Below are 23516 nucleotides of genomic sequence, written 5' to 3' on the forward strand. Positions count from 1 at the left end.
CTGGCACCTCGCACCCGCCGGTACATGACCGCAGGGGCTGTCCGGCCTGACGGCCGGACAGCCCCTCACCAAGATCTTCATCGACCTTCTAGGCCGCGATGACGGCTGCGGTCGTACGGCCGCCGTCCACGTCCAGCACGATGCCGTGCACGAACGACGACTCGTCTGCCGCGAGGTACACCGCCGCGCTCGCGATCTCCTCCGGCGTGCCCGTCCGGCCGCCCGGCGTCCCCTTCATCATGGCGGCGGCGAGGCCGGTGTCGTCGGAGTCCGCCGCCGGCACCACGCCCGGCGAGATCGCGTTCACCCGCACCCCCTGCGGCCCGAACTCCGCCGCCCAGGCCCGGGTCAGCGTCTCCATCGCCCCCTTGGTCGAGCTGTAGAGCGCGCCGACGGGGATGCCAAGGCGTGCGATCCACGACCCCAGGTTGACGATCGCCCCGCCGCCGGCCTCCGCCATGGCGGGCGCGACGGCCGCGGTCAGAAAGAACGGGGCCTTGACGTTGACCGCGTACACCTGGTCGAAGGTCTTCTCGTCGGTGGCGGGGGTCGTGTCGCCGGGGTAGATGCCCGCGTTGTTGACGAGGACGCCGATACGGCCGCCCAGGACCCGCGTGGCCTCCTCGGCGAGCGCCCGCGAGGCGGCGGCGCTGCCGTCCAGGTCGGCCCGCACGAAGTCGGCACGGCCACCACGGGACCGGATCGCCTCGACCACCTCCGCGCCACGCTCGGCACTACGCCCCGAGACGACGACATGCGCCCCCTCGGCGGCGAACGCCTCCGCGATCGCCCGCCCGATGTTGCTGGTAGCGCCGGTCACCAGCGCGGTCCTGCCCGTCAGCCGCATGGCCATGATCAACCCTCCGTGTCACTCGCTTCCCCATGGGACGCGGCCCACTGTGCGCCGAGGAAAATGGACCAGCAAGTCCAGAAATCTGAGCGGTGTGCAGAGAGGGGCGCTGTTCACACAACGGAACGCGCGATACGGAATCCGACGTCGTCGACCTGGAAGGTCGGGTGGCTGCGGCGTCGCGCGGAGGCCCGGCAACTCCAGTGCTCGTCGAACCAGCCACCGCCGCGGAGTACCCGATAGGTGCCGTAGACCTCGGCGTCGTAGACGTCCCAGCACCAGTCCCAGACGTTGCCGAGCATGTCGTGGAGCCCCCACGGGTTGGGGCGTTTCCCGCCCACGTCGTGGATGCGCTCGTGCGAGTTGCCGCGGTACCAGGCGATGTCGTCGAGCTCCCCGTAGCGCGGTCCTGTCGTACCGGCACGGCAGGCGTGCTCCCACTCCGCTTCGGTCGGCAGCCGGTACCCGTCGGCGGACGCGTCCCACGCGACACCTTCGCCGTCGGCGGAGAAGTGGTAAGCGGGCTTGAATCCGTCGCGCTCGGACAGCGCGTTGCAGAACCGCGCCGCCTCCCACCAGGAGACTGACTCGACGGGCAGCAGGTCGCCCTGGGCGGTGCTCGGCCGTCGGCCGGTGATCTGCGCGTACAGCGCCTGGGTGACCGGGAAGGCCGCGAGCTGGTACGGCGCGACGTCGACCGACCAACTGCGCTGCGTCCGCCGGTCCGACAGCGTCACCTGCCCCGGCGGGACGGCGACCATCTCGTTCCCCGTCATCGCGTCCATGATCAGGGGATCCTAATCGAGCCGCTGGGCACGGAACGGGCTGATCACCAGGACCCTGTCCCTGGGAGTACTGGTATCGGCGGGATCTGGAACGGGTCGGTCCGGCTGCCGACCATGAAGACATGGCACATGTACTCGTCACGGGCGGAACCGGGTTTCTGGGTTCCCACACGATCGCGCAGCTCCTGACCGCCGGGCACACCGTCACGACCACGGTGCGCTCCCTGACACGGCGGTCCGACGTCGAGCGGATGCTCGCGGTGGCCGGATCCCCGAACGCGGACGACGTCTCCTATGTGGAGGCCGATCTGACGTCCGACCGAGGCTGGGACCGGGCCGTGGCGGGAGCCGACTACGTCCTGCACGTGGCATCGCCGTTTCCCGGAGCGGGGCCGAAGAACGAGGACGAGGTGATCGTCCCGGCCCGTGACGGGACCCTGCGGGTCCTGCGCGCCGCCCGGGACGCGGGTGTCCGTCGCACGGTGCTGACCTCCTCCTTCGCGGCGGTGGGCTACGGGCACGGCCGGACTGGACAGATATTCGGCGAGGACGACTGGACCGACACCGACGGGCCGGGGGTGTCCGCGTACATCAAGTCCAAGGCGGTGGCCGAACGGGCCGCCTGGGACTTCGTCGGGAGCGAGGGCGGTGGCCTGGAGCTGACGGTCGTCAACCCCGTGGGAATCTTCGGGCCGGTCCTCGGACCGGACTACTCCGCGTCGATCCGCATCATCCACGCGATGCTGACCGGCGGGATGCGGGCCGCGCCGCCGATCTGGACCAACACGGTGGACGTCCGGGACGCGGCCGACCTCCATCTACGTGCCATGACCGCGCCTCAGGCAGCCGGGCAGCGATACCTGGCGCTCGCGGGCGAGCCGATCTCCTTCCACCACATCGCCCTGGCGTTGCGCGAACGGCTGGGCGAGGACGCCGCAAAGGCCCCCACCGGCTCGGCCCCCGCCTGGCTGCTGCGCCTGCTGGCCACGATCAACCCGGCGCTGCGTGAGACGGTGCCGCAGCTGGGCGTGGTGCGCCGCGCCTCCAACGCGAAGGCCCGCAAGGAGCTGGACTGGTCCCCTCGTTCCAACGAGGACGCCGTCGTGGCCACCGCGGAGAGCCTGGTCCGCCTCGGACTGGTGAACGGTTAGCGTCAAGAGCATGGCGCACGAGACGGCCGACACCCTGGGTACGTTCCTGCGGGCCCGGCGCGGGCAGATCAGCCCCGGGCAGGTCGGGCTGCCCGCCGGCGAGCGGCGCCGGGTCCCCGGACTGCGGCGCGAAGAGGTCGCTCAGCTTGCCGGCATCAGCCCCGAGTACTACCTGCGCCTGGAACAGGGCCGCAACCTCAACCCCTCCGACCAGATCCTGGCTGCTCTGGCCGGCGCCCTCCAGCTCGACGAGGACGCCGTGGCCTACCTGCACCGCCTCGCCCACCCCGCCCCGCCCGCCCGCAGGCCGCGCAGCCGCGCCCGTACGAACCAGGGCGATCTGCAACCGTTGCTGGACAGCTGGCCGCAGACCCCCGCCTACGCGCAGGAGCTCAGCGGACGAGTCGTCGCCGCGAACCGGCTGGCCGTGCTCCTGTGCCCCTTCTTCGCCGTCGGCCACAACCTGCTGCGGGCTGCCTTCCTCGAACCCGAGATGCGCAGCCTCTACCCGCAGTGGGACGACATGACCGCGAAGGCCGTCTCCGGGCTGCGCGCCATGATCGACGTCGACGAGGCCGACTCGGAGCTGCTGGAGACCATCGGTGAACTCACCGTCGCCAGCGAGCGGTTCCGCACCCTGTGGACCCGCCGCGAGGTCCGCCGCCGCGACACCGGCCGCACCTGGCTGAACCACCCGCTCGTCGGCCGACTCGACCTGCACTACGAGAAGATGGTGCGCCCGCAGGCCCGTCAGCTGATCGTCGTCTACTACGCCGACCAGGACTCGACCAGCGCCGAGCGCCTGGCACTTCTCAGCAGCCTCTGACACCGCGCGAAGACGGCGAACCCCGCGGCGCGGCGAGGCCCGTGGAAGACGTGTCTGGGCCGCGGCAGGAGAGGAGGCACTCGCGGCGACGCATCAGACATGGGTACGGGATCCGGCGAGCGGCCAGTTCCTCTTCGACGTCTTCCGTGAGCCGCACGAGGGCGGGACCTGGATCTGCAGGCGGGACGAGAGCCTGCGGCTGCCGTACGACACGGTCATCGAACGGACGGCGGACGGCATCCCCTACCTGGTGCCGGAGTTGGTGCTGTTGTTCAAGGCGAAGGAGCCTCGGTCCAAGGACCACGCTGATTTCGACGGGGCGCTGCCGCTGCTGGGGCCGGCGCGGCGGGCGGGGTCGGCACGGTGGCCGGGCAACTGGCGAAGGCGGCGGGCGCGGCTGCCGTGTACGGCGTGGTGTCGAGCGCGGCGAAGGCCGCCTACGCCCGGGACCACGGCTATGACGAGGTCTTCGTCGGCGACTTCGAGGAGCCGGTCCGGGAGGCCAGCGGCGGCCGGGGTGTCGACCTCGCCCTCGACCCCGTCGGCGGCACGACCCTGCGCGCGAGCCTCTCCTCCCTGGCCCGCTTCGGCCGCCTGGTCTCCTACGGCAACGCCAGCGGCGAACCGGCCTGGACGGTGGGCCAGGCGGAGTTGTACCCGCGGGGCCTGTCGGTCGCCGGTTTCTCCATCCTGGCGCTGGCTCAGACCGCGCCGGACGTGCTGCGGGAGCTGTCCGCCCGGGCCTTCGCGAAGGCGGTGGACGGCACGGTGACCCTGCCGGTCACGGCCGAGTTCGCCCTGGAGGAGGCGGCGGAGGCGCACCGCCTGATGGGCGCGCGGACGAGCACGGGGAAGCTTCTTCTGCGGGTCGCGGGCTAAGGTCCGGCGGTCCGGGCGCGGCGGGACGTGTGCCGGGGAAGGGGGAAGGACGTGTACCGGGGGACGAGCTATGTCCCGTCGCTGCAGTGGCGCAGGGAGCGGATCATGCTCTGCAGGGTCCGGAACGCGTCCGACTGCTCGGTCTCGGTCATGCCGGCCAGCATGCGCACCTCGACGGACCGGACCGCTGCGGAGGCCTTCTCCAGGCTCCGTCGGCCGCTGGGCGTGAGCCGCGTGGGAAGGGCCTTCCCGACGGGCGCCTCCGCGGGCCTGGTCACGTAGCCGTCTCGTTCCAGGGCCTGGAGCAGTACGTTCATCGACTGCCGTGTCACGAACGCGCCCCGCGCGAGCTCGGAGTTCGACAAGCCCGGTCGCTGGGCCAGCAACTCGAGGCAGGAGTAGTGCGTCACGCTCATCCCGAGCGGCCGCAGCACCTCCTCCATGGCTGCCCGCAGCACGCTCGACGCCTCTTTCAGCAGGTAGCCCAGTGACGTCTCCAGGTCGACGCCGGCACCGTCCTTACTCATGTCAGTATTTTGACATAGGTTCTCCGTGTCAGGATACTGACACGGAGGACAAGGAGTACCACCATGCCCGTCACCGGCCCCGACTTCGTCTCGCTCCAGGTGCGCGACCTCGACGCTTCGCAGGCGTTCTACGAGCAGTACCTCGGCCTCGTCCGCTCCCAGGCGGGACCTCCGCACGCCGTCGTGTTCGAGACGAAGCCGATCGCGTTCGCACTTCGCGACGTCGTTCCCGGCACCGATCTCGCATCCGTTGCCCAGCCCGGCATCGGTGTCGCGATCTGGCTCCACGCCACAGGCGTCCAGGCCATTCACGACGCTCTCGTCGCCGACGGCCGGACCATCGTCTCCGCACCGATCGACGGCCCGTTCGGCCGGACCTTCACCTTCGCCGACCCCGACGGCTACCAGGTCACCCTCCACGACCGAGCTTGACCGGGAATCCGGGCGAGGTCCGTCCGCCCCGGGTGATCGCCTTCCGGCTCTTCGCCCCTGGGGCGGACGGAGTGTCGCCGCGAGGCGGTCTCGGTGTTCCTGGAGGAGGCATGAAGGGGCCCGAGGGGCCGCCGCCCCAATTGGCAACGTTGTCCCGGTCCGAGTGGGAGCGCTTTCTCTGTGTCTTGCCTACGGGTTACCTAGGGGCTACCTCTACATGAAGCGTGGCCTCGGCAGTCAGTTTTGTCCGGGCGCCGTCACCCGCGTCTCAGTAGATTGCTGCTGCCGCCCCAGAGTGTCGTACCTGCGGATTTTACTTACCTATTGGGCGGCGGGGGTGGGACATGGAGCGGTCCGAGAGGGCGGCAAGACCTGCCGCCGGGGCAGCGGGCATGAGATGCCAGGTGGACATCGACGGGCAGGGCAGGTTCGGCTGGCGGCTGGTGGCGCCGAACGGGAGATCGGTGGCGGTCTCGCTCACCGCGCACGACAGCCATGCCCGATGTCGTGCCGCGTTTCATCGCATGTGCGCGTTGCACTCCCGTACCGGGGGCGGAGTGCAGCACGGTTCCGACGGCGGCGGCTGGGTGTGGGTGGTCTGGGACGAGTCCGGCCGTCATCTGGCGGGCTCGGCGCGGACGTACGAGAGGCATGCCACCTGCCGTGCGTCCTACGACCGATTCCGCGCGACGATCGCCGAACTGGTATATGCCGGGCCCGAGTTATGGGGCGAATGAGCCGGGACTGATCCGCACGTCAACCGGGTTTGGAGGGGCCCTGGTCGGGGGTGAGGTGTGCCCGTGCGGGCGGGGCCGATGTTGCCCTTAGGGAACCCGTAGTTCACACCTCGGGATGGGCATGTCAACCGATGACACGGAGTGTCGGGACCGTGCCTTCGCTGAGAAGAACCAGACAGCCGCAGCCCGTGATCGCGGGCGTCGGCTCCACCGGGGCCGAAGCCGGCGCCGGTGAACCCGACGCCCGAAGACGCCTGTACGCCGATCCCGGGCTGCCCGACCGGGTGTTCCGCTCGGTGCTGCGCTCGGGCGGCGGTCTCGTGCTGGCCGTGATGCTGCTCGTCGGCGGCTTCCTGCTCTACCGGGCCTGGCTGGCGCTGGACAAGGCCGGCTGGTCCTTCCTGACCACCGCCGAATGGGAGCCCGGCAACGGGAAGTTCGGCATCGCCGCCGTCATCGTCGGGACCATCCTGATCGCGACCGTCGCGGTGCTCGTGGCCGTGCCGCTCGCCACCGGCGCCGCGCTGTACATCTCCGAGTACGCCTCGCCGCGGCTGCGCCGGACGCTGATCAGCGTCGTCGACCTGATGGCCGCCGTACCGTCCGTGGTCTACGGCCTGTGGGGCGTCTTCTTCCTCCAGGACAAGGTCCTGCCGATCGCCCGCTGGATCTCCGCCTACCTCGGCTGGATCCCTGTCTTCGACGTGCAGGGCGCCGACCCCGACGACCCGCTCGCGCCCGAGAGCATCTACACGTCCTCGACGTTCATCGCGGGACTGGTCGTCGGCATGATGATCGCGCCCATCATCTGCTCGATCATGCGCGAGGTCTTCTCCCAGGCGCCCGCCGGTGAACGCGAGGGCGCCTACGCGCTCGGCGCCACCCGCTGGGGCATGATCCGCAGCGTGGTGCTGCCCTTCGGGCGCGGCGGGATGATCGGCGGCACGATGCTCGGGCTCGGCCGCGCCCTGGGCGAGACGATCGCCGTCTTCATGATCATCTCGGTGACCTTCCAGGTCCAGTGGCACATCCTGCAGTCCGGCACCAGCTCGGTCTCCTCGCTGATCGCCCTGCGGTACGGCGAGGCGAGCCAGTTCAGCATGTCCGCGCTGATGGCGGCCGGCTTCTCGCTGTTCGTCATGACGCTGATCGTCAACTTCGCCGCCTCGTCCATCGTCGCCCGGTCCCGCTCGGGTGCGACGAGCGACGCCTGAGAGCCCCAGCCCAAGCCCCCGTCTCCAGTCCCACGGCGCCCGCAAGTCCGTCACGCCACACAGGAATGAGCGACCATGACCGTTGCCCCCGAAGCGCCCGGCGCGCGTCAGGCGGCCGGACGCCCAGGCACCACGCTGCCGGGCCCGGCCCGCGGCGCCGACCCGGCCGGTGAGCGCCGGCGCGCCCTGACGCAGCTGCACGCCACGGACCTGTACGCCATCGCCGGAGCCGCCACCGCCGCGCTGTCGATGACCTGGCTGCTGTTCCACTGGCTGCTGCCGTTCAACGGCGCCGTCGGCTTCGTCGTCATCGCGTACTGCCTCTTCCTGCTGGTCTACGCGCTGCTGGTCTCCTTCGACGAGGACGGGCCCGCGATCGTCGACCGGATCGCGGCGGCGGTCGTACGGTCGATGGGGCTGCTGCTCGTCGTGATCCTCGCGTTCGTCGTGTGCTACGCGCTCGTCCAGGGCCGCAAGGCGCTGGTGCACCTGAACTTCTTCACCCAGAGCATGGAGCTGGCCGGACCGCTGCAGCCGCTCAGTGTGGGCGGGGCGCTGCACGCGGCGGCCGGCACCCTGATCATGATCACGATCGCGCTGCTGATCACCGTGCCGGCCGGGCTGGTCTGCGCGGTGTTCCTCAACGAGGTGCCCGGCGCCTACGCCCGGTTCGTGCGCACCATCGTCGAGGCGATGACGGCGCTGCCGTCGGTCGTCGCCGGTCTGTTCATCTACGCGACGGTGATCCTGGGCCTGGGGCTCGACCAGTCGGGCCTCGCCGCCGGTCTCGCCCTCTCGGTGATGATGCTGCCGATCATCATCAGGGCCGCCGACGTCGTCATCCGGCTGGTTCCCGGCACCCTGCGCGAGGCCAGCTACGCGATGGGGACGAGCCGCTGGCGCACGGTCTGGCACGTGGTCCTGCCGACCTGCCGCTCGGGTCTGACGACCGCGGTGATCCTCGGCACCGCGCGCGGCATCGGCGAGACCTCGCCGGTCCTGCTGACCGCCGGCTTCACCAACGAGCTCAACCTCAACCCGCTCCACGACCCGATGGTCTCCCTGCCGCTGGTCACCTTCGAGTTCGTCAAGTCGCCCGAGCCGAACATGATCTCGCGCGGCTTCGGCACGGCGGCCCTGCTCATGGCGCTGGTGCTGCTGCTGTTCGTCTTCGCCCGCATCCTCGGCGGCCGCGGCCCCGGCCACCTCACGCGCCGCCAGGAACACCGGCGCGTCCTCGCGTCCCGGCGTGACGCGCGTCGATTCGCCGGGCGCCGGACGGCCGACCTCGTCAACACCCCTACCGAATCCGGGAGTCCGTCGTGAAACCCGCCACTCGTTTCCGTCTGGCGGCCACCGTGCTGTCACTGCTGTGCGCCCTGCTCGCCGTCCAGCCGCCGCCCGCCGCCGCGGCCTCCTACGCCAAGATCACCGGCTCCGGTTCGACCTGGAGCTCCAACGCCGTCCAGCAGTGGGTCCGCAACGTCAAGGCCAACTACGGCATGACGGTCAACTTCACGGCCAACGGCTCCTCCCAGGGCCGCGAGCAGTTCAAGAACAACACCGTCGACTTCGCGGTCTCCGAGATCCCCTACGGCCTCAGGGAACAGGGCGTCACGGACACGCCGCCGAGCCGCGGCTACGCCTACATGCCGATCGTGGCCGGCGGTACGGCGTTCATGTACAACCTCAAGATCAACGGCAAGATGGTCACCAACCTCCGGCTGTCCGGGGACGTCGTCACCAAGATCTTCACCGGGAAGATCACCCGCTGGAACGACCCCGCGATCACCGCGGACAACCCGGGCCTGACCATGCCGGCCCGCGCGATCGTCCCGGTCGTCCGCTCCGACGGCTCCGGCACCAGCGCCCAGTTCACCATGTGGATGTCGAAGCAGTACGGCTCCCTGTGGGCCGACTACTGCTCCCGCACCGGCCGCGGCAGCGGCAACTGCGGCATGACCTCCAACTACCCGCTGCTCAGCGGCTCCACGATGATCGCCAAGTCCGGCTCGCTCGGCGTCTCCGGCCATGTCCGCCAGCCCTCCGGCGAGGGCGCCATCACCTACGTCGAGTACTCCTACGCCAAGAACACCGGCTTTCCGGTGGCCAAGGTGCTCAACAAGGACGGCTACTACGTCGAGCCGACCGCCGCGAGCGTCGCGGTGGCCCTGACCAAGGCCCAGATCAACGAGAACAAGGCGTCGGTCAACTACCTCACCCAGATCCTCGACGGCGTCTACACCAACGCCGACGCCCGCACCTACCCGCTGTCCAGCTACAGCTACATGATCCTGCCGACGAAGGTGGAGTCCGGCTTCACCGCGGCCAAGGGCAACTCGCTGGGCACGTTCGGCCGTTACTTCCTGTGCGACGGCCAGCAGCAGGCGGACGACCTGGGGTACTCGCCGCTGCCGAAGAACCTCGTCCAGGCGGGCTTCGACCAGCTCCGCAAGGTCCCCGGCGCACCCACCGGCAGCATCAACATCAACACCTGCCGCAACCCCACCTTCTCCGGCGGGGTCAACACCCTGATCAAGAACGCCCCGTACCCCAAGTCCTGCGACAAGAAGGGGCCGACGCAGTGCACCACCGGCACGGCGGGCGCCGCGGGCACCGACACCCCGGTGAAGCAGGGCGCGACGGGCGGTAGCTCCTCGGGCGGCTCCGGCTCGTCGACCGGCGGCTCCTCGTCCTCCGGCGGTTCCTCCGCCACGGGCGGCAGCGGGACCGGTGGCACGGACGCCGACGGCGACGGGACGCCCGACGCCGGTGCGAGCGCCGCCGCCGGCACCTCGGGGGCAAGCGTCGACCCCGACACCGGCGAGGTGGTCAGCGGTGACGGGGCGAACACCGGCGACACGAACGTGGCCGCCAACCCCGTCGCCCTCGCCTCCGACGACGGCCTCGGGATGCGCGGCGCCCTGATGGCTCTCTCCGCCGTCCTGCTCGTCGCGGTGGTCGTCGGCCCACCGCTCACCGCGCGGCTGCTCGCGGGACGTTCGAGCCGTCGTAAGGGGGAGCTGTGACGAGAAGACGGCCGACGACAGGGATGTCTCCCGGCCGGCGGCGGGTGGCCGCGGGGGTGGGGTGCCTGGTGTCCGCGCTGGTGCTGGCGGTGCTGCCGCTGTCCAGGGGGGCGGATCAGGCGCAGGCGGCCACGACCGAGAGTTCGGCGGTGACGAAGAGCGGGGCGAAGGGGGTGTACGGGGACGACTTCTCGGATCTCAAGGTCACCGTGCACCAGACGAAGGACCTGGCCGGGCAGGGCGTGCGGGTGACGTGGACGGGCGGGGAGCCGTCCGGCAACGTCGAGACGAACTTCCTGTCGATCATGCAGTGCTGGGGGGACGCGGACTCCGGACCGGACCGTACGCAGTGCGAGTTCGGACTGGCGGCCGGCGGGCAGAAGGGGGACGGCCGGGCCGTGTACCGGGGCGACACCTCGGGCCACGACCCGCTGGAAGCCGATGCCACGACCCCGGTCGACAAGAACGGCACCCACTACGTGCCGTTCCGGCCGGTGGACGGACAGGGGGATCCCACCACGGGCCCCACCGACACCACGTACTTCACCGACGGGGACACCAACGCCGACCCGTTCATGCCGAACGACGGGGACGGCGGCGGCGACATCTCGTTCGAGCTGAAGTCGGCCGTGGAACAACCGGCACTGGGCTGCGGCGCCCGCACCACCTCGGCCGGCGGGATCCAGCCGTGCTGGCTGGTGGTCGTGCCCCGCGGTACCCACGATCCCAACGGGCGGACACACGTCGGGGGCGACCAGGTCACCTCCTCGATCAGCCAGTCGAACTGGGACCAGCGCATCGTGTTCCGGCTCGGCTTCGCGCCGGTCGCGGACAGCTGCGACGCGGACAAGCCCGAGCGCGGGATCATGGGTTCCGAACTGGCCACCGACGCCATCACGTCCTGGCAGAGCGCGCTGTGCAGGACCGGCACCTACCGCTTCAACTACACCCAGTCCGGCGAGCAGCAGGCGCGGGACGCCGTGACCTCGGGTGACGAGCTGGCGGGGCTCGCCATGACGGTGGATCCCGTCGAGCCGGTCGACGGGGCGGCGCAGGTGGTGCACGCGCCGGTCGCGGTGACGGGGCTGACGATCGGCTTCGTCTGGATGTACGACGCGACGGGCGGCAGCCGACCGCTGACGGAGCTCAAGCTCAACCAGAGACTGCTGGCCAAGGTACTCACCCAGTCCTACCCCCTCAGCCTGGTCAAGCCCGGCAACAAGGTGCCCGACTATCTCTTGGGCAACCCGGATTCCGTCGTCAAGGACCCTGAATTCCTCCAGCTCAATCCCGGCCTTGCGGGCCAGGCGGCCACCAACGCCCCACTGGGTCTGGCCCTGACCGTGGCCAACACCGACTCCGCCAACCTGGTATGGAAATACATTCTGGCGGACAAGGACGCGAAGGAATTCATCGACGGGAAAGCGGATCCCTGGGGAATGAAGGTCAACCCCGCGTACGAGGACGGGGTGGTCTCGGAATCCCTGGACTTCTTCCCCAAGGCCGACATCGCACCCACCACGACGGACTGCGGGGGCGGCAACACCACCACGACCACCTACACCGGGCTGGACGTCGTCCCCTATGTCAACGACATGCACGACGGGGCCCTGAAGGTGCGCCGCGGTGACATCGGCACCGCGTACGACTGCACGCTCACCGCCGACGTGCCGAAGCTGACGCCGGTGGGCCGGCCGATCCCGACGAGGCAGCGCCAGTTCGGTGTGGTGGACAACGCGTCCGCGGTGCGCTACCAACTGGGCGCCGCCGCCCTGGCGAACGCCGACGGCGCCTACGTCACGCCGACCGACGAGTCCCTGCTCAAGGCCGTCGCCGAGATGCCCGACTCGGACGTGGCCGGCGTCAAGGCGCCCGACCCCGGGAAGATGAGGGACGGCGCCTACCCGCTGACCGCCGTGGTCTACGCGGCGTCCTCGCTCGACCAGGCCGAGGGCGCCCGGCAGGACTACGCCAAGGTGATGCGCTACGCGGCCGGCGCGGGGCAGACCCAGGGCACCGCGAAGGGCGAACTGCCCTATGGCTACGCCCCGTTGCCCGCCGCCTTGCGTACGCAGGCGGAACAGGCCGCCGACCGGCTGGAGAAGGGAACGCCGAACGCCGACGAGTCGTCCAGCGGGACGTCCGGAGGCGGCGGCGACCTGAGCGGCAGCGGCGGTGCGGCGGGCGGTGCGGCCGGCGGCACCGGCGGCGACTCCGCCGGGACCTCGGGCGCCGCGACCGGCGCCGACGTGACGGACACCGCCCGGCCCTCCACCGCCCCGAGCGGGACCGACCCGGCCCAGCAGAACGTGGCCCAGTCCGGCGGCCACACCCCGTCGGAGGTGCTCGGGCTGATCCGCTGGGTGCTGCTCGGAGTTCTCGTCGCGGGCGGAGCGGCGGCGCTCGCCGGGCCGGTGATGCTGCGGCTGTCGGTGCGCGGGGCGGCCTCGGCCCGATTCCACGGGGACGGAGGGAAAACCAGGTAATCGCCGGATTCCCATTTCCGGGGTGTATTCGACCCCGGGGAATCCGTGCACCGCTCGGTGAACTCCCTTGGATTCACCTAGGAAACGGACTCGTAACCTGAAGACCGGTTGGATTTTGTGGTCGCTGGTTCGAGTCTGCGGAATTGTTCTGCGTGGCCGGCCGACGGGTCGGTGACGAGAGTAAGAATCCGGATTTGCTTGCACGTCCATTGCTTGATCCGTTTCAACGGAGGAGAACTCAAGTGAACGTCAAGTCCCGCGTGCGTATCGGTGCCGCCGTCGGTGCGGTTGCCCTGGGCCTGGGTGCCCTGGCCGCTCCCGCTGCCTACGCCGACCCGACCTCGGCCACCGACTACCGTCAGCTGGCCGGTGTCGGCTCCGACACGACCCAGGACGTGATGAACGCTCTGGGCAACGCGATCACGAACAGCAACGGCAAGGTCATCGCCTCGTGGAACGCCACCGGCTCCGCCACGATCACGACCAAGGGCAGCGGCAGCTGCACGATCACCCGCCCCGACGGCTCCGGCGCCGGCATCACCGCGCTGAACACCGCTCTGGACGGCAGCACCGGCTGTGTGGACTTCGCCCGTTCCTCGCGCGGCCCGAACAACACCACCACCACGGACCTGACCTTCATCCCGTACGCCAAGGACGCGGTGTCCTGGGTGAAGCAGGACGGCAGCGCCCTGCCGGACGACCTGACCACGGCCCAGCTCAAGGCCATCTACGAGTGCACCCTGACCTCGCTCAACGGTGTCACCCTCACCCCGATCCTGCCGCAGTCGGCCTCGGGCACCCGCGCCTTCTTCCTCAGCTCCATCGGCGTGACGACCCCCGGCTCCTGCGTCACCTCGAACTCCACCGTCCAGGAGAACGACGGCTCGGTCGTCGACAGCGCGGGCGACATCTTCCCGTACTCCGTGGCCCAGTACACCGCCCAGGAGACCTCCGTGGTGGACGACCGCCGCGGTGAGGCCGTGCTGGGCTCGGTGAACGGTGTGGTCCCGCGCAACGAGGACGACCTCTCCCTGAACCTCTCCTTCCCCTACCTGCGGAACGTCTACAACGTCGTCCCGACCGCCAAGCTGTCGGACTCGCTGATCGCGGACACCTTCGTGGGCACCGGCTCGAAGGTCTGCGCGAACACCAGCACCATCACCGACTACGGCTTCGGCGCCCTCGGCAGCGACTGCGGCAGCACGACCCTCAAGGGCGAGAGCTGATCACCGTCCCATAGCCGCGCAACGGCCGGGCACCCCACGGGTGTCCGGCCCTGTCGGCGTACTCATCCACCTCATCCACGGCCGAGACCCCGCGGGGGGACCACCACATGAATCACCGTCTCGCACCACTCAGATCACCGGTGGCGCTGCTGACCGGCATCGCGCTGCTGTGCGCCGCCCTGGCCGGGGTCCTCGCCTTCTCGGGCCGGGCCCATGCCGCCACCCAGCTCGGCAAGTTCACGATCACGCCCACCACGGGCAGCATCTCGACCTACCCCATGATCACGTCGGTGACGACGACCGCCGGCTGCCCGGACGACACCGCCGGCAAGGCGGCCGTCCTCAAGGTGTTCAACCCCACGAGCGACACCACGCAGGCCACCCTCGGCCAGGGCGCCACCAAGATCGTGGCCGGCTCGGGTCCCTTCACGATGGGCATCACGACCCTGGCCGCCGCGAAGAGCCTGGAGGCGCGGCTGCGCACCTGGATCCCCGACGGATCCCTCGACGGCACCTACACCCTGGGCCTGGGCTGCGGCGGCGGCACCGACGTCCCGGTCTTCCTCGCCAAGGTCCGCATCACCGGCGACACCTGGACCCTGCTCGAACAGCAGGCCACCACGCTCGCCGTGAGCGCGGCCTCCGGCGTCGCCGTGGGCGGCGACCTCAAGCTCACCGCCACGGTGTCGCCCGCGTCGGCGGCCGGCTCCGTGGAGTTCAAGAACGGCGACACGTCGCTCGGCACCGCGCAGGTCACGAACGGCACCGCCGAACTCACGGTCAAGGCACCCGCGGTCGGCGGCCCGCTGCCCTTCAGTGCCGTGTTCACCCCCACCGACGCCGACTCCTACTCCGCCGCCGAGGCGAGCGGGACCGCGAACATCGACTACGTCGTCTCCGCCAAGGACGCCGACGGCACCGCCCTCGGCGACAAGCCGACCCTGTACGTCGGCCAGAAGGTGAAGGTCACCGTCAAGGGCTTCACCCCGGCGGCCGCCGCACACGTGACGCTCTCCAACTCCACCGCGACCTTCGCGGACGTGACAGCGAACGCCGACGGCGCCGTGGCGGACTACGCGTTCACCGTGCCCAACGCCCTGACCAACGGCGACCACGCCCTGAACTTCTCCGAGAAGTCCGGCATCTACGCCGCCTTCGACTTCGTCAGCACCGACCAGGCCCCCTCCAGCCCCAGCCCCTCCGACAACCCCGACCTCACCGTCACCGACGAGGACGGCAACACCCTCGACACCAACCCGGACCTCGAAGCCGGCCAGAAGGTGAAGATCACCGCCCGCGGCTACACCGCGAGCGCCGCGGTCAAGGTCACCCTCGCCGACAACGACTCCACCTTCGAGGACGCCAAGGCGAACGCCGACGGCACCGTGGCGGACTACGCGTTCACGGTCCCGAAGGACATCGCGGACGGCGACCACACGCTCACCCTCGCCGAGGACAAGACCGACGGACACAGCGTCGACTTCGCCTTCACGACCGGCTCCGACGACTCCAGCGAGTCCCCCGAGCCCAGCGCGTCCGCCTCGGACTCCGGCGGCACGGACACCGGCGGTACCGGCAGCGGCGGCTCGGACACGGGTGGCTCCACCGGCGGTGACAGCGGTGGCTCCGGCAGCGGCGGTGGCTCCATGGCCTCCACCGGCGCCCAGGTCGGCGCGATCGGCCTGGCCTCCCTCGCGTTCCTGTCCGCCGGTGGCGCGCTCGTGCTCCACATGCGCCGCAAGGGCCTGCTGACCTTCGGCGGCGACACCCCGCAGCACCACTGACCGGCCGGACGGCCGAGTCGGCCGACCTGGCCGACGGGCCGGCCCGGGGGCGCACGCCGACGTGCCCCCGGGCCCGCCCCGTCCCCACCGGAAGCCGTAGCGAACCCCCGCTTCGAGGAGCGCACCCCGTGACCACCCTCGCCCCGCCCCCGGCCGGCGCCCCGGCGCCCACCGACGGACCGCCCGACCCGCCACCGCCCCCGCCGACCACCGAGCCGCGCCGGGAGACCCCGCGGCCCCCCGCCCGCCCCGGGCTGGCACTCGCCGGGGCGGCCCTGTGCGTTCTCGCCGCCGTGCTCCTCGGCTTCGCCGCGAACCTCACCATCGTCGGCCACCTCCAGCACGCCCGCGACCAGCAGACCTCCTACGACGAACTGCGCAAGGAACTCGCCCTGGGCACCGCCCCCGTGGGCCAGCGCGACTACGAGGGCAAGCTGCTGAAGGCGGGCGCGCCCGTCGCCCTGCTGCGCGTCCCCGCCCTCGGCCTCAAGGAGGTCGTCGCCGAGGGGACCACCTCCGAGGTGCTGATGGCGGGGCCGGGACACCGGAGGGACACCCCGCTGCCCGGTCAGGCCGGGACCGCGGTGATCATGGGCCGCCAGTGGGGATACGGCAGCCCGTTCCACGACCTGCACCAGCTGCCCGTCGGCAGCCGCGTCGAGATCACCACCGGCCAGGGCAAGGCGGTCTACGAGGTCACCGGCGTCCGCCGGGCCGGCGACGCGCTGCCCGCCCCGGTCGCCGAGGGGCAGGGACGGCTCACCCTCATCACCGCGACCGGGGCGCCGTACACCCCGAGCGGGGTGCTCCGGGTCGACGCCAAGCTGGTCACGGCCGTCCAGCCCAACCCGCCGCGCGATCTGCGCGCGGGCTGGATCACCGACTCCGAACAGGCTCTCGGCACCGACTCCGGTGCCTGGCTCGGCGTCTTCCTGTGGACCCAGGGCCTGCTGCTCGCCGCGCTGCTCGCGGTGGTCTCCTTCCGCGTCTGGGGCCGCTGGCAGACCTGGATCTGCGCGGGCCCGCTGCTGCTCGCGCTGGGCCTCGCCGACTCCCAGTCCATCACGGCACTGCTGCCCAACCTGCTCTGAACCACCGCACGCTGAAGGGGAGTTGACCCACCGCATGTCCGAGAACACCGATCTCGTCGACACCGTCGTCCAGCCGCCCGTCGAGGCCGGCCGTGGCGGCGGACCCCGCTTCGGGGACGGCCCCGCCACCCTGCGCGCCGACGCCGTCTCCGCCTGGTTCGGCGACCACAAGGTCCTCGACCGGGTCTCGCTCACCATGCCCGCGCGCCAGGTCACCGCGCTCATCGGCCCCTCCGGCTGCGGCAAGTCGACCTTCCTGCGCATCCTCAACCGGATGCACGAACTGATCGGCTCGGCTTCGCTGGCCGGCCGCGTGCTCCTCGACGAGGTGGACATCTACGACCGCGGCCGGCGCATCACCCACGCCCGCCGCGAGATCGGCATGGTCTTCCAGAAACCCAACCCCTTCCCGGCCATGTCGATCTACGACAACGTCGTCGCCGGGCTGCGACTCAACGCCATCAGGGCCTCCCGCGACGGCAAGGACGACCTGGTCGAGGAGTGCCTCACCAAGGCCGGCCTGTGGAAGGAGGTCAGGGACCGGCTCCGGCAGCCCGGCGGCGCGCTCTCCGGCGGCCAGCAGCAGCGGCTGTGCATCGCCAGGTCGCTCGCGGTACGGCCGCGGGTGCTGCTGATGGACGAGCCCTGCTCGGCGCTCGACCCGACGTCCACCCGCCGGATCGAGGAGACCATCCACGACCTCAAGGACGAGGTGACGATCGTCATCGTCACCCACAACATGCAGCAGGCCGCCCGCGTCTCCGACAACTGCGCCTTCTTCCTCGCCTCGCACGGCACGCCCGGCGTGATCGTCGAACACGGCGACACCCACGCGATGTTCAACTCGCCCCAGGACGAGAGGACTTCGGACTACGTCAACGGACGCTTCGGGTGACGGGGCGGCGGCGGGCGGGGGCCGGCCGGGGCGCCGGGGGCCTGGCGGCGGGGCTGGTGGCGCTGGTGGTGGTGCTGCTCGTCGCCGGGTGCGAGGGCGGGGGCGGGGGAGGTGCCGGGGTGGGAGCGGGGGTGCGGGTCTCGGACACCGCGGACCGGTTCTCCGCGGACTCGGGGCCGGTGACATCGTCGTCGCCGGGTCCCTCGGCGTCCGTCTCCGCTCCGGCCTCCCTCGCGCCGCCCGTGCGTCGTAGCCCGCGGCCCGGCACGTCCGTTGCCTCCCCGAGCGCGGGCGGCCGGGTGGCCGGGCCGGATCTGTCCCGTCGGGTGCCGGTCACGTCGTCCCGGCGTCCGGGCGCCTCCGTTTCCCCCTCCGCCTCCGCCTCCGCCGCGTCGAGGGGCGCCGCGGGTGCGGCCGGGCGACCGGGCGGCACCAGTATCCGGATCGGCAGCTGGTCCGCGGGGGTGATCCGCGGCGGGCAGGACGAGGTGGACGCCTGCCAGGACGCCGTGCAGTGGGCGGGGCCCACCATCGGCACCGAGGACGGCTACGAGATGCGGACCGTCGTGATCGTCGGTCACGACTACTGCGGGTTCGACCTGTTCGCCACCCTCCGCGTCGGCACCAGGGTCACCGTCAGCAGTCCGCACGGCACCTGGACGTACACGGTGTACGCGAACTACGTCACCCCGGGCCGCGGCGCCCCGGCCGCCGGGCTCTACTGGGGCGACCTCACCCTCCAGTCGTGCGTGGGGCCGGACACCGGGTTCAGCTACCTGGTGCGGGACTGACCGCTCACGGTGCGCTCGGCCACACCAGGAGCATGTACGCCCCGCAGTACGCCGAGCCCGCGACGGCCGCCGTCAGGGCGAGTACCCGTACCCGTGCCGAGGCGCGGGCGAGGTACCCGGCCACCGGCAGCAGCAGCGGGAAGCCGGGCAGGAGGAAGCGGGCGCGCGGGAAGTAGACGCCGCCGCTGGCCACCACGATCAGCAGCAGGACCGCGCTGAAGACGAGCAGCGGGAGCGGCTGGCGGTCCGCCGCGGCCAGTCCGAACAGGACGACGGAGGCCAGCATCGTCAGGCTCACCACGACCAGGAACAGCTCCGGGCGCGAGACCTGCCCGAACAGGTGCCGCAGCCAGTGCAGGGTCTCCGCGCCGCCGTCCAGCTCGTTGTGCCACATCCGCTGCACGGCGAAGTAGCCGTCCCAGCGGTGCAGCCTGACGCCCACCCAGCCGACGTACGCGCACCAGCCGAGCGGGGCCAGCAGGGCCGCCGCCAGGGCGCGGGGCGAGCGGCGGGTACGGAGGGAGAGCAGGGCGGTGACGGTGACGGCGGCGGCCACGGCGATGCCGGTCGGGCGGGTCAGGCCGGCCAGGACCGAGCCGGCCGCCGCGTACAGCCAGCGCTCGGTCAGCACCGCGTACAGCGTCCACGCGGCGAACGCCGTGAAGACGGATTCCGTGTAGCCCATCCACTGGACGAGTCCGACCGGGTACGCCGCCCACAGCACGGTCAGCAGGACACCGACCCGGCGGCCGGCCAGCCGGTCGCCCACCGCGAACACGCCCCAGGCCGCGAAGAGCGACGCCAGCCACGCGAGGGCCAGGCCGGTGCTGGCCCGGGTGCCCGGGGTCAGCACCGCGACGGCCTTCACCAGGAGTGGGTACAGCGGGAAGAACGCCAGGTTGTTGTGGTCGTACGCGGTGCCGAGCACGTGGGCGTACCCGTGGTCCGCGATGCCGAGGTACCAGCGGGAGTCCCACTGCGTCGCCAGCATCGGCCACACCCCGTGGTGGCGCCGGTGTGCCCACCCGGCGAGGAACACCAGCCCGGCGAGGCGTACGGCGAGGTACGCGGCGAGTGCGGGAGCCGCCCGGCGCAGCGCGTGCCGGGGGGCGGCGGTCGCGGTGGGGAGGTGGGGTCGTCGGGTGCCCGGGATGTGCCCGCGGGGGGCGGTGTCGGGGGCGGTCGAGGACACGGCGGCGGCTCCAGTACGACGGCTGCGGCGGGCGGTACCGGATCACCGTTCCCCGGGAGCCGGGGTGGGGCGCGGTGGGTGGGTCGGTCGCCGTCGCGAAATCACCCGTAGGGGTGCCCCCTGGCGGAGAGGCACCCCTACGGGTGTCAGATGCCGGCCGCCGCGGAGAGATCCCGCTTGATCTCGGCCAGGGTCCGGGTGGCCTGTGCACGGGCCGTGGGGAGGGCGGTGTGGTCGGCCACGGGGACCACTACCTCCAGGTAGCACTTCAGCTTGGGCTCGGTGCCGCTGGGGCGGACGATGACCCGGGCGCCGGTGAGGGTGTAGCGGAGGCCGTCGGTGGGGGGCAGGGCGGCGGTGCCCCGGGTGAGGTCCTCGGCCTTGGTGACGGGGAGGTCCGCGAGTGCGGTCGGGGGGTGCTCGCGGAGCGTCTGCATGGCCCGGGCGATGACGGAGAGATCCTCGACGCGGACCGAGAGCTGGTCGGTGGCGTGCAGGCCGTGCTCCACCGCGAGGTCGTCGAGGAGGTCGAGGAGGGTGCGGTTCTCCTCCTTGAGGACCGAGGCGAGCTCGGTGATCAGGAGGGCCGCGGTGATGCCGTCCTTGTCGCGGACGCCGTCCGGGTCGACGCAGTAGCCGAGGGCCTCCTCGTAGCCGTAGCGCAGGCCGTCGACGCGGGCGATCCACTTGAAGCCGGTGAGGGTCTCCTCGTAGGGGAGGTTCGCCTTCTCGGCGATGCGGCCGAGGAGGGAGGAGGAGACGATCGACTCGGCGAAGACGCCGGTGGCGCCGCGGCGGACCAGGTGGGCGGCGAGGAGGGAGCCGACCTCGTCGCCGCGGAGCATGCGCCATGCGCCGTTGTCCTTGACGGCGGCGGCGCAGCGGTCGGCGTCCGGGTCGTTGGCGATGATCAGGTCGGGGTCGGTCTCGCGGGCCTTCGCGAAGGCGAGGTCCATCGCGCCGGGCTCTTCCGGGTTGGGGAAGGCGACGGTCGGGAAGTCGGGGTCCGGGTCGGCCTGTTCGGTGACGAGGGTGGGGGCGGGGAAGCCGGCGCGGGCGAAGGCGGCGAGGAGGGTGTCCTTGCCGACGCCGTGCAGGGCCGTGTACACCGTGCGGGCGGTGCGGGGGGAGGTGGGGGAGAGGACGGCGTCCGTACGGGCCAGGTAGGCGTTCAGGACGGTGTCGTCGAGGGTCTCCCAGCCGGTGTCGGGGCGGGGCACCTCGTGGAGGCTCGCGATCGCCTGGATTTCGGCGGCGATCTCCGCGTCGGCGGGCGGGACGATCTGGGAGCCGTCGCCGAGGTAGACCTTGTAGCCGTTGTCGCGGGGCGGGTTGTGGCTGGCGGTGACCTCCACGCCGGCGACCGCGCCCAGGTGCCGTATGGCGAACGCCAGGACCGGGGTGGGGAGGGGGCGGGGGAGTACGACGGCGCGGAGGCCGGCGCCGGTCATCACGGCGGCGGTGTCGCGGGCGAAGTCGGCGGACTTGTGGCGGGCGTCGTAGCCGATCACGACGGTGCCGGTGCCGTGGCCCTGCTTCCTGAGGTACGCGGCGAGGCCGGCGGCGGCGCGGATGACGACGGCGCGGTTCATGCGCATCGGGCCGGCGCCGAGTTCGCCGCGCAGGCCGGCGGTGCCGAACTGGAGGGTGCCGCTGAAGCGGGCCGACAGTTCGGTGAGGTCACCGGCCTCGATGAGCTTGGCGAGCTCGTCGCGGGTTTCCGGGTCGGGGTCCTCGGACTGCCAGGCTCGGGCCCGGGCGGTGAGATCGTCGTGCACGGTCGTCGTCCAACCTCTCGTGGTGTGCCTGCGGCGCATGCGCGGCTTCGGTGGGGGTGCGCGTGGCGCCTACGGTTCGGTGGTGGGTCGGGGCCGGGGCGGGGAGTCTCCGTCCTCGGACCGGCGGTGGTGCATCTCGGATCGTGCGGGCCGACGAACGCCGGCCACTGCGGGCGGAAACTCCCCGCTCCGTCCCCTTGCGAACCATTGCGACGGACGGCACCTTCGGCGACCGTTCAGATTCCGGCTCGGGCGGCGTCGGCGACCCGTTCAGATTCTGGCTCGGGCGACTGCAGCGCCCCGAAAGGGGCGCTGGGGGTGCCCCCGGCCGAAGGCTGGGGGAGGAACTGCGCGGCCAGCCGCGACGGACCCGCAGACGCATGCGGAGCGCAGGTGGCAACCCGGATGGCGTCCTCAGAGCCTGCCCAGTACCTGTGCCAGCAGTTCGCCCATCCGTGCCGCCGAGTCGCGGCCCGCCTGGAGGACCTCCTCGTGGTTGAGGGGCTCGCCCGTCATGCCCGCGGCGAGGTTCGTCACCAGGGAGATGCCCAGGACCTCGGCGCCCACCTCGCGCGCGGCGATCGCCTCCAGGACCGTCGACATGCCCACCAGGTCCGCGCCGATGACGCGGGCCATGCGGATCTCGGCCGGCGTCTCGTAGTGCGGGCCGGGGAACTGTGCGTAGACGCCCTCTTCGAGGCTGGGGTCGATCTCCTTGCACAGGGCGCGCAGGCGGGGGGAGTAGAGGTCGGTGAGGTCGACGAAGTTGGCGCCGATGATGGGGGAGGTCGCCGTCAGGTTGATGTGGTCGCTGATGAGGACCGGCTGGCCGGGGCGCATGCCCTCGCGCAGGCCGCCGCAGCCGTTGGTGAGAATGATCGTCTTGCAGCCGGCGGCCACGGCGGTGCGGACGCCGTGTGCGACGGCGGCGACGCCCCGGCCCTCGTAGTAGTGCGTGCGGCCCAGGAAGACCAGCGCGCGCTTGTCACCGGAGGAGTACGAGCGGATCGTGCCGCCGTGCCCCGCCACGGCCGGCGGCGGGAAGCCGGGCAGCTCGGTGACCTGGAACTCGGCGTCGGGAGCGCCCAGCGCGTCGACGGCCGGAGCCCAGCCGGAGCCCATCACGAGGGCGACGTCGTGGGTGTCGGCGCCGGTGAGCTCGCGCAGGCGGGCGGCGGCCGCGTCGGCGGCGGCGTGGGGGTCGCCCTGGATGTCGTCCGGAAGAAGAGATGCGTTCACGCGGATGAGAGTAGCTGGTCTGGGCCTACGCGCGTAGATGACGGAGCTCATGGGATTGCGATCGTTGTCTTGTCGTTTCCGATGAGGGGTGTGACGCGGGCGACTTTTGAGTGGGCTGTGGGTGGTCTGTGAGGCTTGGGGGCTCAGCAGGGGCGCTTGCGGAGTTCCATCACGTAGTCGTGGGGCGCGCCCGCGGACTCGGCGGCGTCGGCGATCTCGCCGAGGTAGCGGGCGGAGGGCAGGCCGCCCTCGTAGCCGTCCAGGACGTAGAGCCAGGCGGTCTCCTCGCCCTCCAGGGTGTGCACGCGGACCCGGGCGCGGCGGTAGATGCCCATGCCGACGCCCTCCCAGCGGTCCATGGACTCCTCGTCCATCGGGGCGATGTCGTACAGGCCGACGAAGACCTGGGAGACGGGGTCCTCGACGATCGTCGCCAGGGAGCCCTCCCAGCCCATGTGCTCGCCGCCGAACGTCAGCCGCCAGCCGTTCAGCCAGCCGGTGGCGCGCAGGGGGGAGTGGGGGGCGCGGCGGGACATCAGCCGCGCGTCGAGATTGCCGGCGTACGCGGCGTAGAGCGACGACATGGAGAGAGGGTACGGCAGGC

At 71.5% G+C, this 23516-nt stretch carries 20 protein-coding genes and 2 pseudogenes; 15 read left to right on the forward strand and 7 right to left on the reverse strand.

Features of this window, described 5'->3' with window-relative positions:
- Positions 1-88: 88 nt before the first annotated feature.
- Both ABZ887_RS48490 and ABZ887_RS48495 read right to left on the reverse strand, forming a co-directional pair.
- Complete coding sequence (locus tag ABZ887_RS48490; RefSeq protein ID WP_361305655.1) at positions 89-853, reverse strand: glucose 1-dehydrogenase; 765 nt, start codon at positions 851-853, stop codon at positions 89-91.
- Positions 854-963: 110 nt separating this feature from the next.
- The gene (locus tag ABZ887_RS48495; protein WP_361305657.1) at positions 964-1635 is read right to left on the reverse strand and encodes an SUMF1/EgtB/PvdO family nonheme iron enzyme; all 672 of its coding nucleotides are present in this window, start codon (positions 1633-1635) and stop codon (positions 964-966) included.
- 122 nt (positions 1636-1757) lie between these two features.
- On the opposite strand from ABZ887_RS48495, the gene ABZ887_RS48500 reads away from it, so the two are divergent.
- The 4 genes and pseudogenes from ABZ887_RS48500 to ABZ887_RS48515 all read left to right on the forward strand — a co-directional run.
- On the forward strand, positions 1758-2786 hold the full coding sequence (locus ABZ887_RS48500) for an aldehyde reductase (protein ID WP_361305659.1): 1029 nt from the start codon (positions 1758-1760) through the stop codon (positions 2784-2786).
- 10 nt (positions 2787-2796) lie between these two features.
- On the forward strand, positions 2797-3612 hold the full coding sequence (locus ABZ887_RS48505) for a helix-turn-helix transcriptional regulator (RefSeq protein WP_361305661.1): 816 nt from the start codon (positions 2797-2799) through the stop codon (positions 3610-3612).
- A 49-nt stretch (positions 3613-3661) separates the two neighbouring features.
- Positions 3662-3961: pseudogene (locus tag ABZ887_RS48510) on the forward strand (hypothetical protein); the annotation flags it as partial.
- A pseudogene (locus ABZ887_RS48515) lies at positions 3952-4491 on the forward strand (zinc-binding dehydrogenase); the annotation flags it as partial. The pseudogenes ABZ887_RS48510 and ABZ887_RS48515, both read left to right, overlap by 10 nt.
- Positions 4492-4559: 68 nt before the next feature.
- Here the strand turns inward: ABZ887_RS48515 and ABZ887_RS48520 are convergent.
- Positions 4560-5018 (reverse strand): MarR family transcriptional regulator, encoded by a 459-nt coding sequence (locus ABZ887_RS48520; RefSeq protein ID WP_361305663.1) that lies wholly within the window; start codon positions 5016-5018, stop codon positions 4560-4562.
- 63 nt (positions 5019-5081) lie between these two features.
- On the opposite strand from ABZ887_RS48520, the gene ABZ887_RS48525 reads away from it, so the two are divergent.
- The 11 genes from ABZ887_RS48525 (at position 5082) to ABZ887_RS48575 (ending at position 18703) form a co-directional block, all read left to right on the forward strand.
- On the forward strand, positions 5082-5450 hold the full coding sequence (locus ABZ887_RS48525; protein ID WP_361305665.1) for a VOC family protein: 369 nt from the start codon (positions 5082-5084) through the stop codon (positions 5448-5450).
- 404 nt (positions 5451-5854) lie between these two features.
- A complete protein-coding gene (locus ABZ887_RS48530) occupies positions 5855-6187 on the forward strand; it encodes a hypothetical protein (RefSeq protein WP_361305667.1) in 333 nt (110 codons plus the stop codon).
- Positions 6188-6339: 152 nt separating this feature from the next.
- Positions 6340-7401 carry a phosphate ABC transporter permease subunit PstC gene (gene pstC, locus ABZ887_RS48535; RefSeq protein ID WP_361305669.1) on the forward strand — a complete coding sequence of 354 codons (1062 nt, stop codon included), beginning with the start codon at positions 6340-6342 and terminating at the stop codon, positions 7399-7401.
- 75 nt (positions 7402-7476) lie between these two features.
- Positions 7477-8727 carry a phosphate ABC transporter permease PstA gene (pstA, locus tag ABZ887_RS48540; RefSeq protein WP_361305671.1) on the forward strand — a complete coding sequence of 417 codons (1251 nt, stop codon included), beginning with the start codon at positions 7477-7479 and terminating at the stop codon, positions 8725-8727.
- The gene (gene pstS / locus ABZ887_RS48545; protein WP_361305673.1) at positions 8724-10430 is read left to right on the forward strand and encodes a phosphate ABC transporter substrate-binding protein PstS; all 1707 of its coding nucleotides are present in this window, start codon (positions 8724-8726) and stop codon (positions 10428-10430) included. The genes pstA and pstS overlap by 4 nt, the downstream gene beginning before the upstream one ends.
- Positions 10427-12916, forward strand: a complete 2490-nt coding sequence (locus tag ABZ887_RS48550) for a hypothetical protein (protein WP_361305675.1) — start codon at positions 10427-10429, stop codon at positions 12914-12916. The genes pstS and ABZ887_RS48550 overlap by 4 nt, the downstream gene beginning before the upstream one ends.
- A gap of 242 nt (positions 12917-13158) precedes the next feature.
- Positions 13159-14142: a substrate-binding domain-containing protein gene (locus ABZ887_RS48555; protein ID WP_361305677.1), complete on the forward strand. Its 984-nt coding sequence runs from the start codon at positions 13159-13161 to the stop codon at positions 14140-14142.
- A gap of 107 nt (positions 14143-14249) precedes the next feature.
- Positions 14250-15926 (forward strand): hypothetical protein, encoded by a 1677-nt coding sequence (locus ABZ887_RS48560; protein ID WP_361305679.1) that lies wholly within the window; start codon positions 14250-14252, stop codon positions 15924-15926.
- Positions 15927-16054: 128 nt separating this feature from the next.
- Positions 16055-17017, forward strand: coding sequence for a class E sortase (locus ABZ887_RS48565; RefSeq protein ID WP_361305681.1), 963 nt, complete (start codon positions 16055-16057; stop codon positions 17015-17017).
- A gap of 34 nt (positions 17018-17051) precedes the next feature.
- Positions 17052-17912 (forward strand): phosphate ABC transporter ATP-binding protein, encoded by an 861-nt coding sequence (locus tag ABZ887_RS48570; protein ID WP_361305683.1) that lies wholly within the window; start codon positions 17052-17054, stop codon positions 17910-17912.
- Positions 17909-18703: a hypothetical protein gene (locus ABZ887_RS48575; RefSeq protein ID WP_361305685.1), complete on the forward strand. Its 795-nt coding sequence runs from the start codon at positions 17909-17911 to the stop codon at positions 18701-18703. Before ABZ887_RS48570 ends, ABZ887_RS48575 begins: the two co-directional genes overlap by 4 nt.
- Before the next feature lie 4 nt (positions 18704-18707).
- Here ABZ887_RS48575 and ABZ887_RS48580 read toward each other — a convergent pair whose 3' ends face one another.
- The 4 genes from ABZ887_RS48580 to ABZ887_RS48595 form a co-directional block, all read right to left on the reverse strand.
- Positions 18708-19895, reverse strand: a complete 1188-nt coding sequence (locus ABZ887_RS48580; protein WP_361305687.1) for a hypothetical protein — start codon at positions 19893-19895, stop codon at positions 18708-18710.
- Positions 19896-20041: 146 nt separating this feature from the next.
- Positions 20042-21673: a phospho-sugar mutase gene (locus ABZ887_RS48585; RefSeq protein WP_361305689.1), complete on the reverse strand. Its 1632-nt coding sequence runs from the start codon at positions 21671-21673 to the stop codon at positions 20042-20044.
- A 414-nt stretch (positions 21674-22087) separates the two neighbouring features.
- A complete protein-coding gene (locus tag ABZ887_RS48590) occupies positions 22088-22912 on the reverse strand; it encodes a purine-nucleoside phosphorylase (protein WP_361305691.1) in 825 nt (274 codons plus the stop codon).
- A 143-nt stretch (positions 22913-23055) separates the two neighbouring features.
- Positions 23056-23496: a gamma-glutamylcyclotransferase gene (locus tag ABZ887_RS48595; RefSeq protein WP_361305693.1), complete on the reverse strand. Its 441-nt coding sequence runs from the start codon at positions 23494-23496 to the stop codon at positions 23056-23058.
- Positions 23497-23516: the final 20 nt, after the last annotated feature.

Origin of the sequence: Streptomyces sp. NPDC047061 (assembly GCF_040643955.1) — a bacterium.
In the GTDB taxonomy this organism is placed as follows: Bacteria; Actinomycetota; Actinomycetes; order Streptomycetales; family Streptomycetaceae; genus Streptomyces.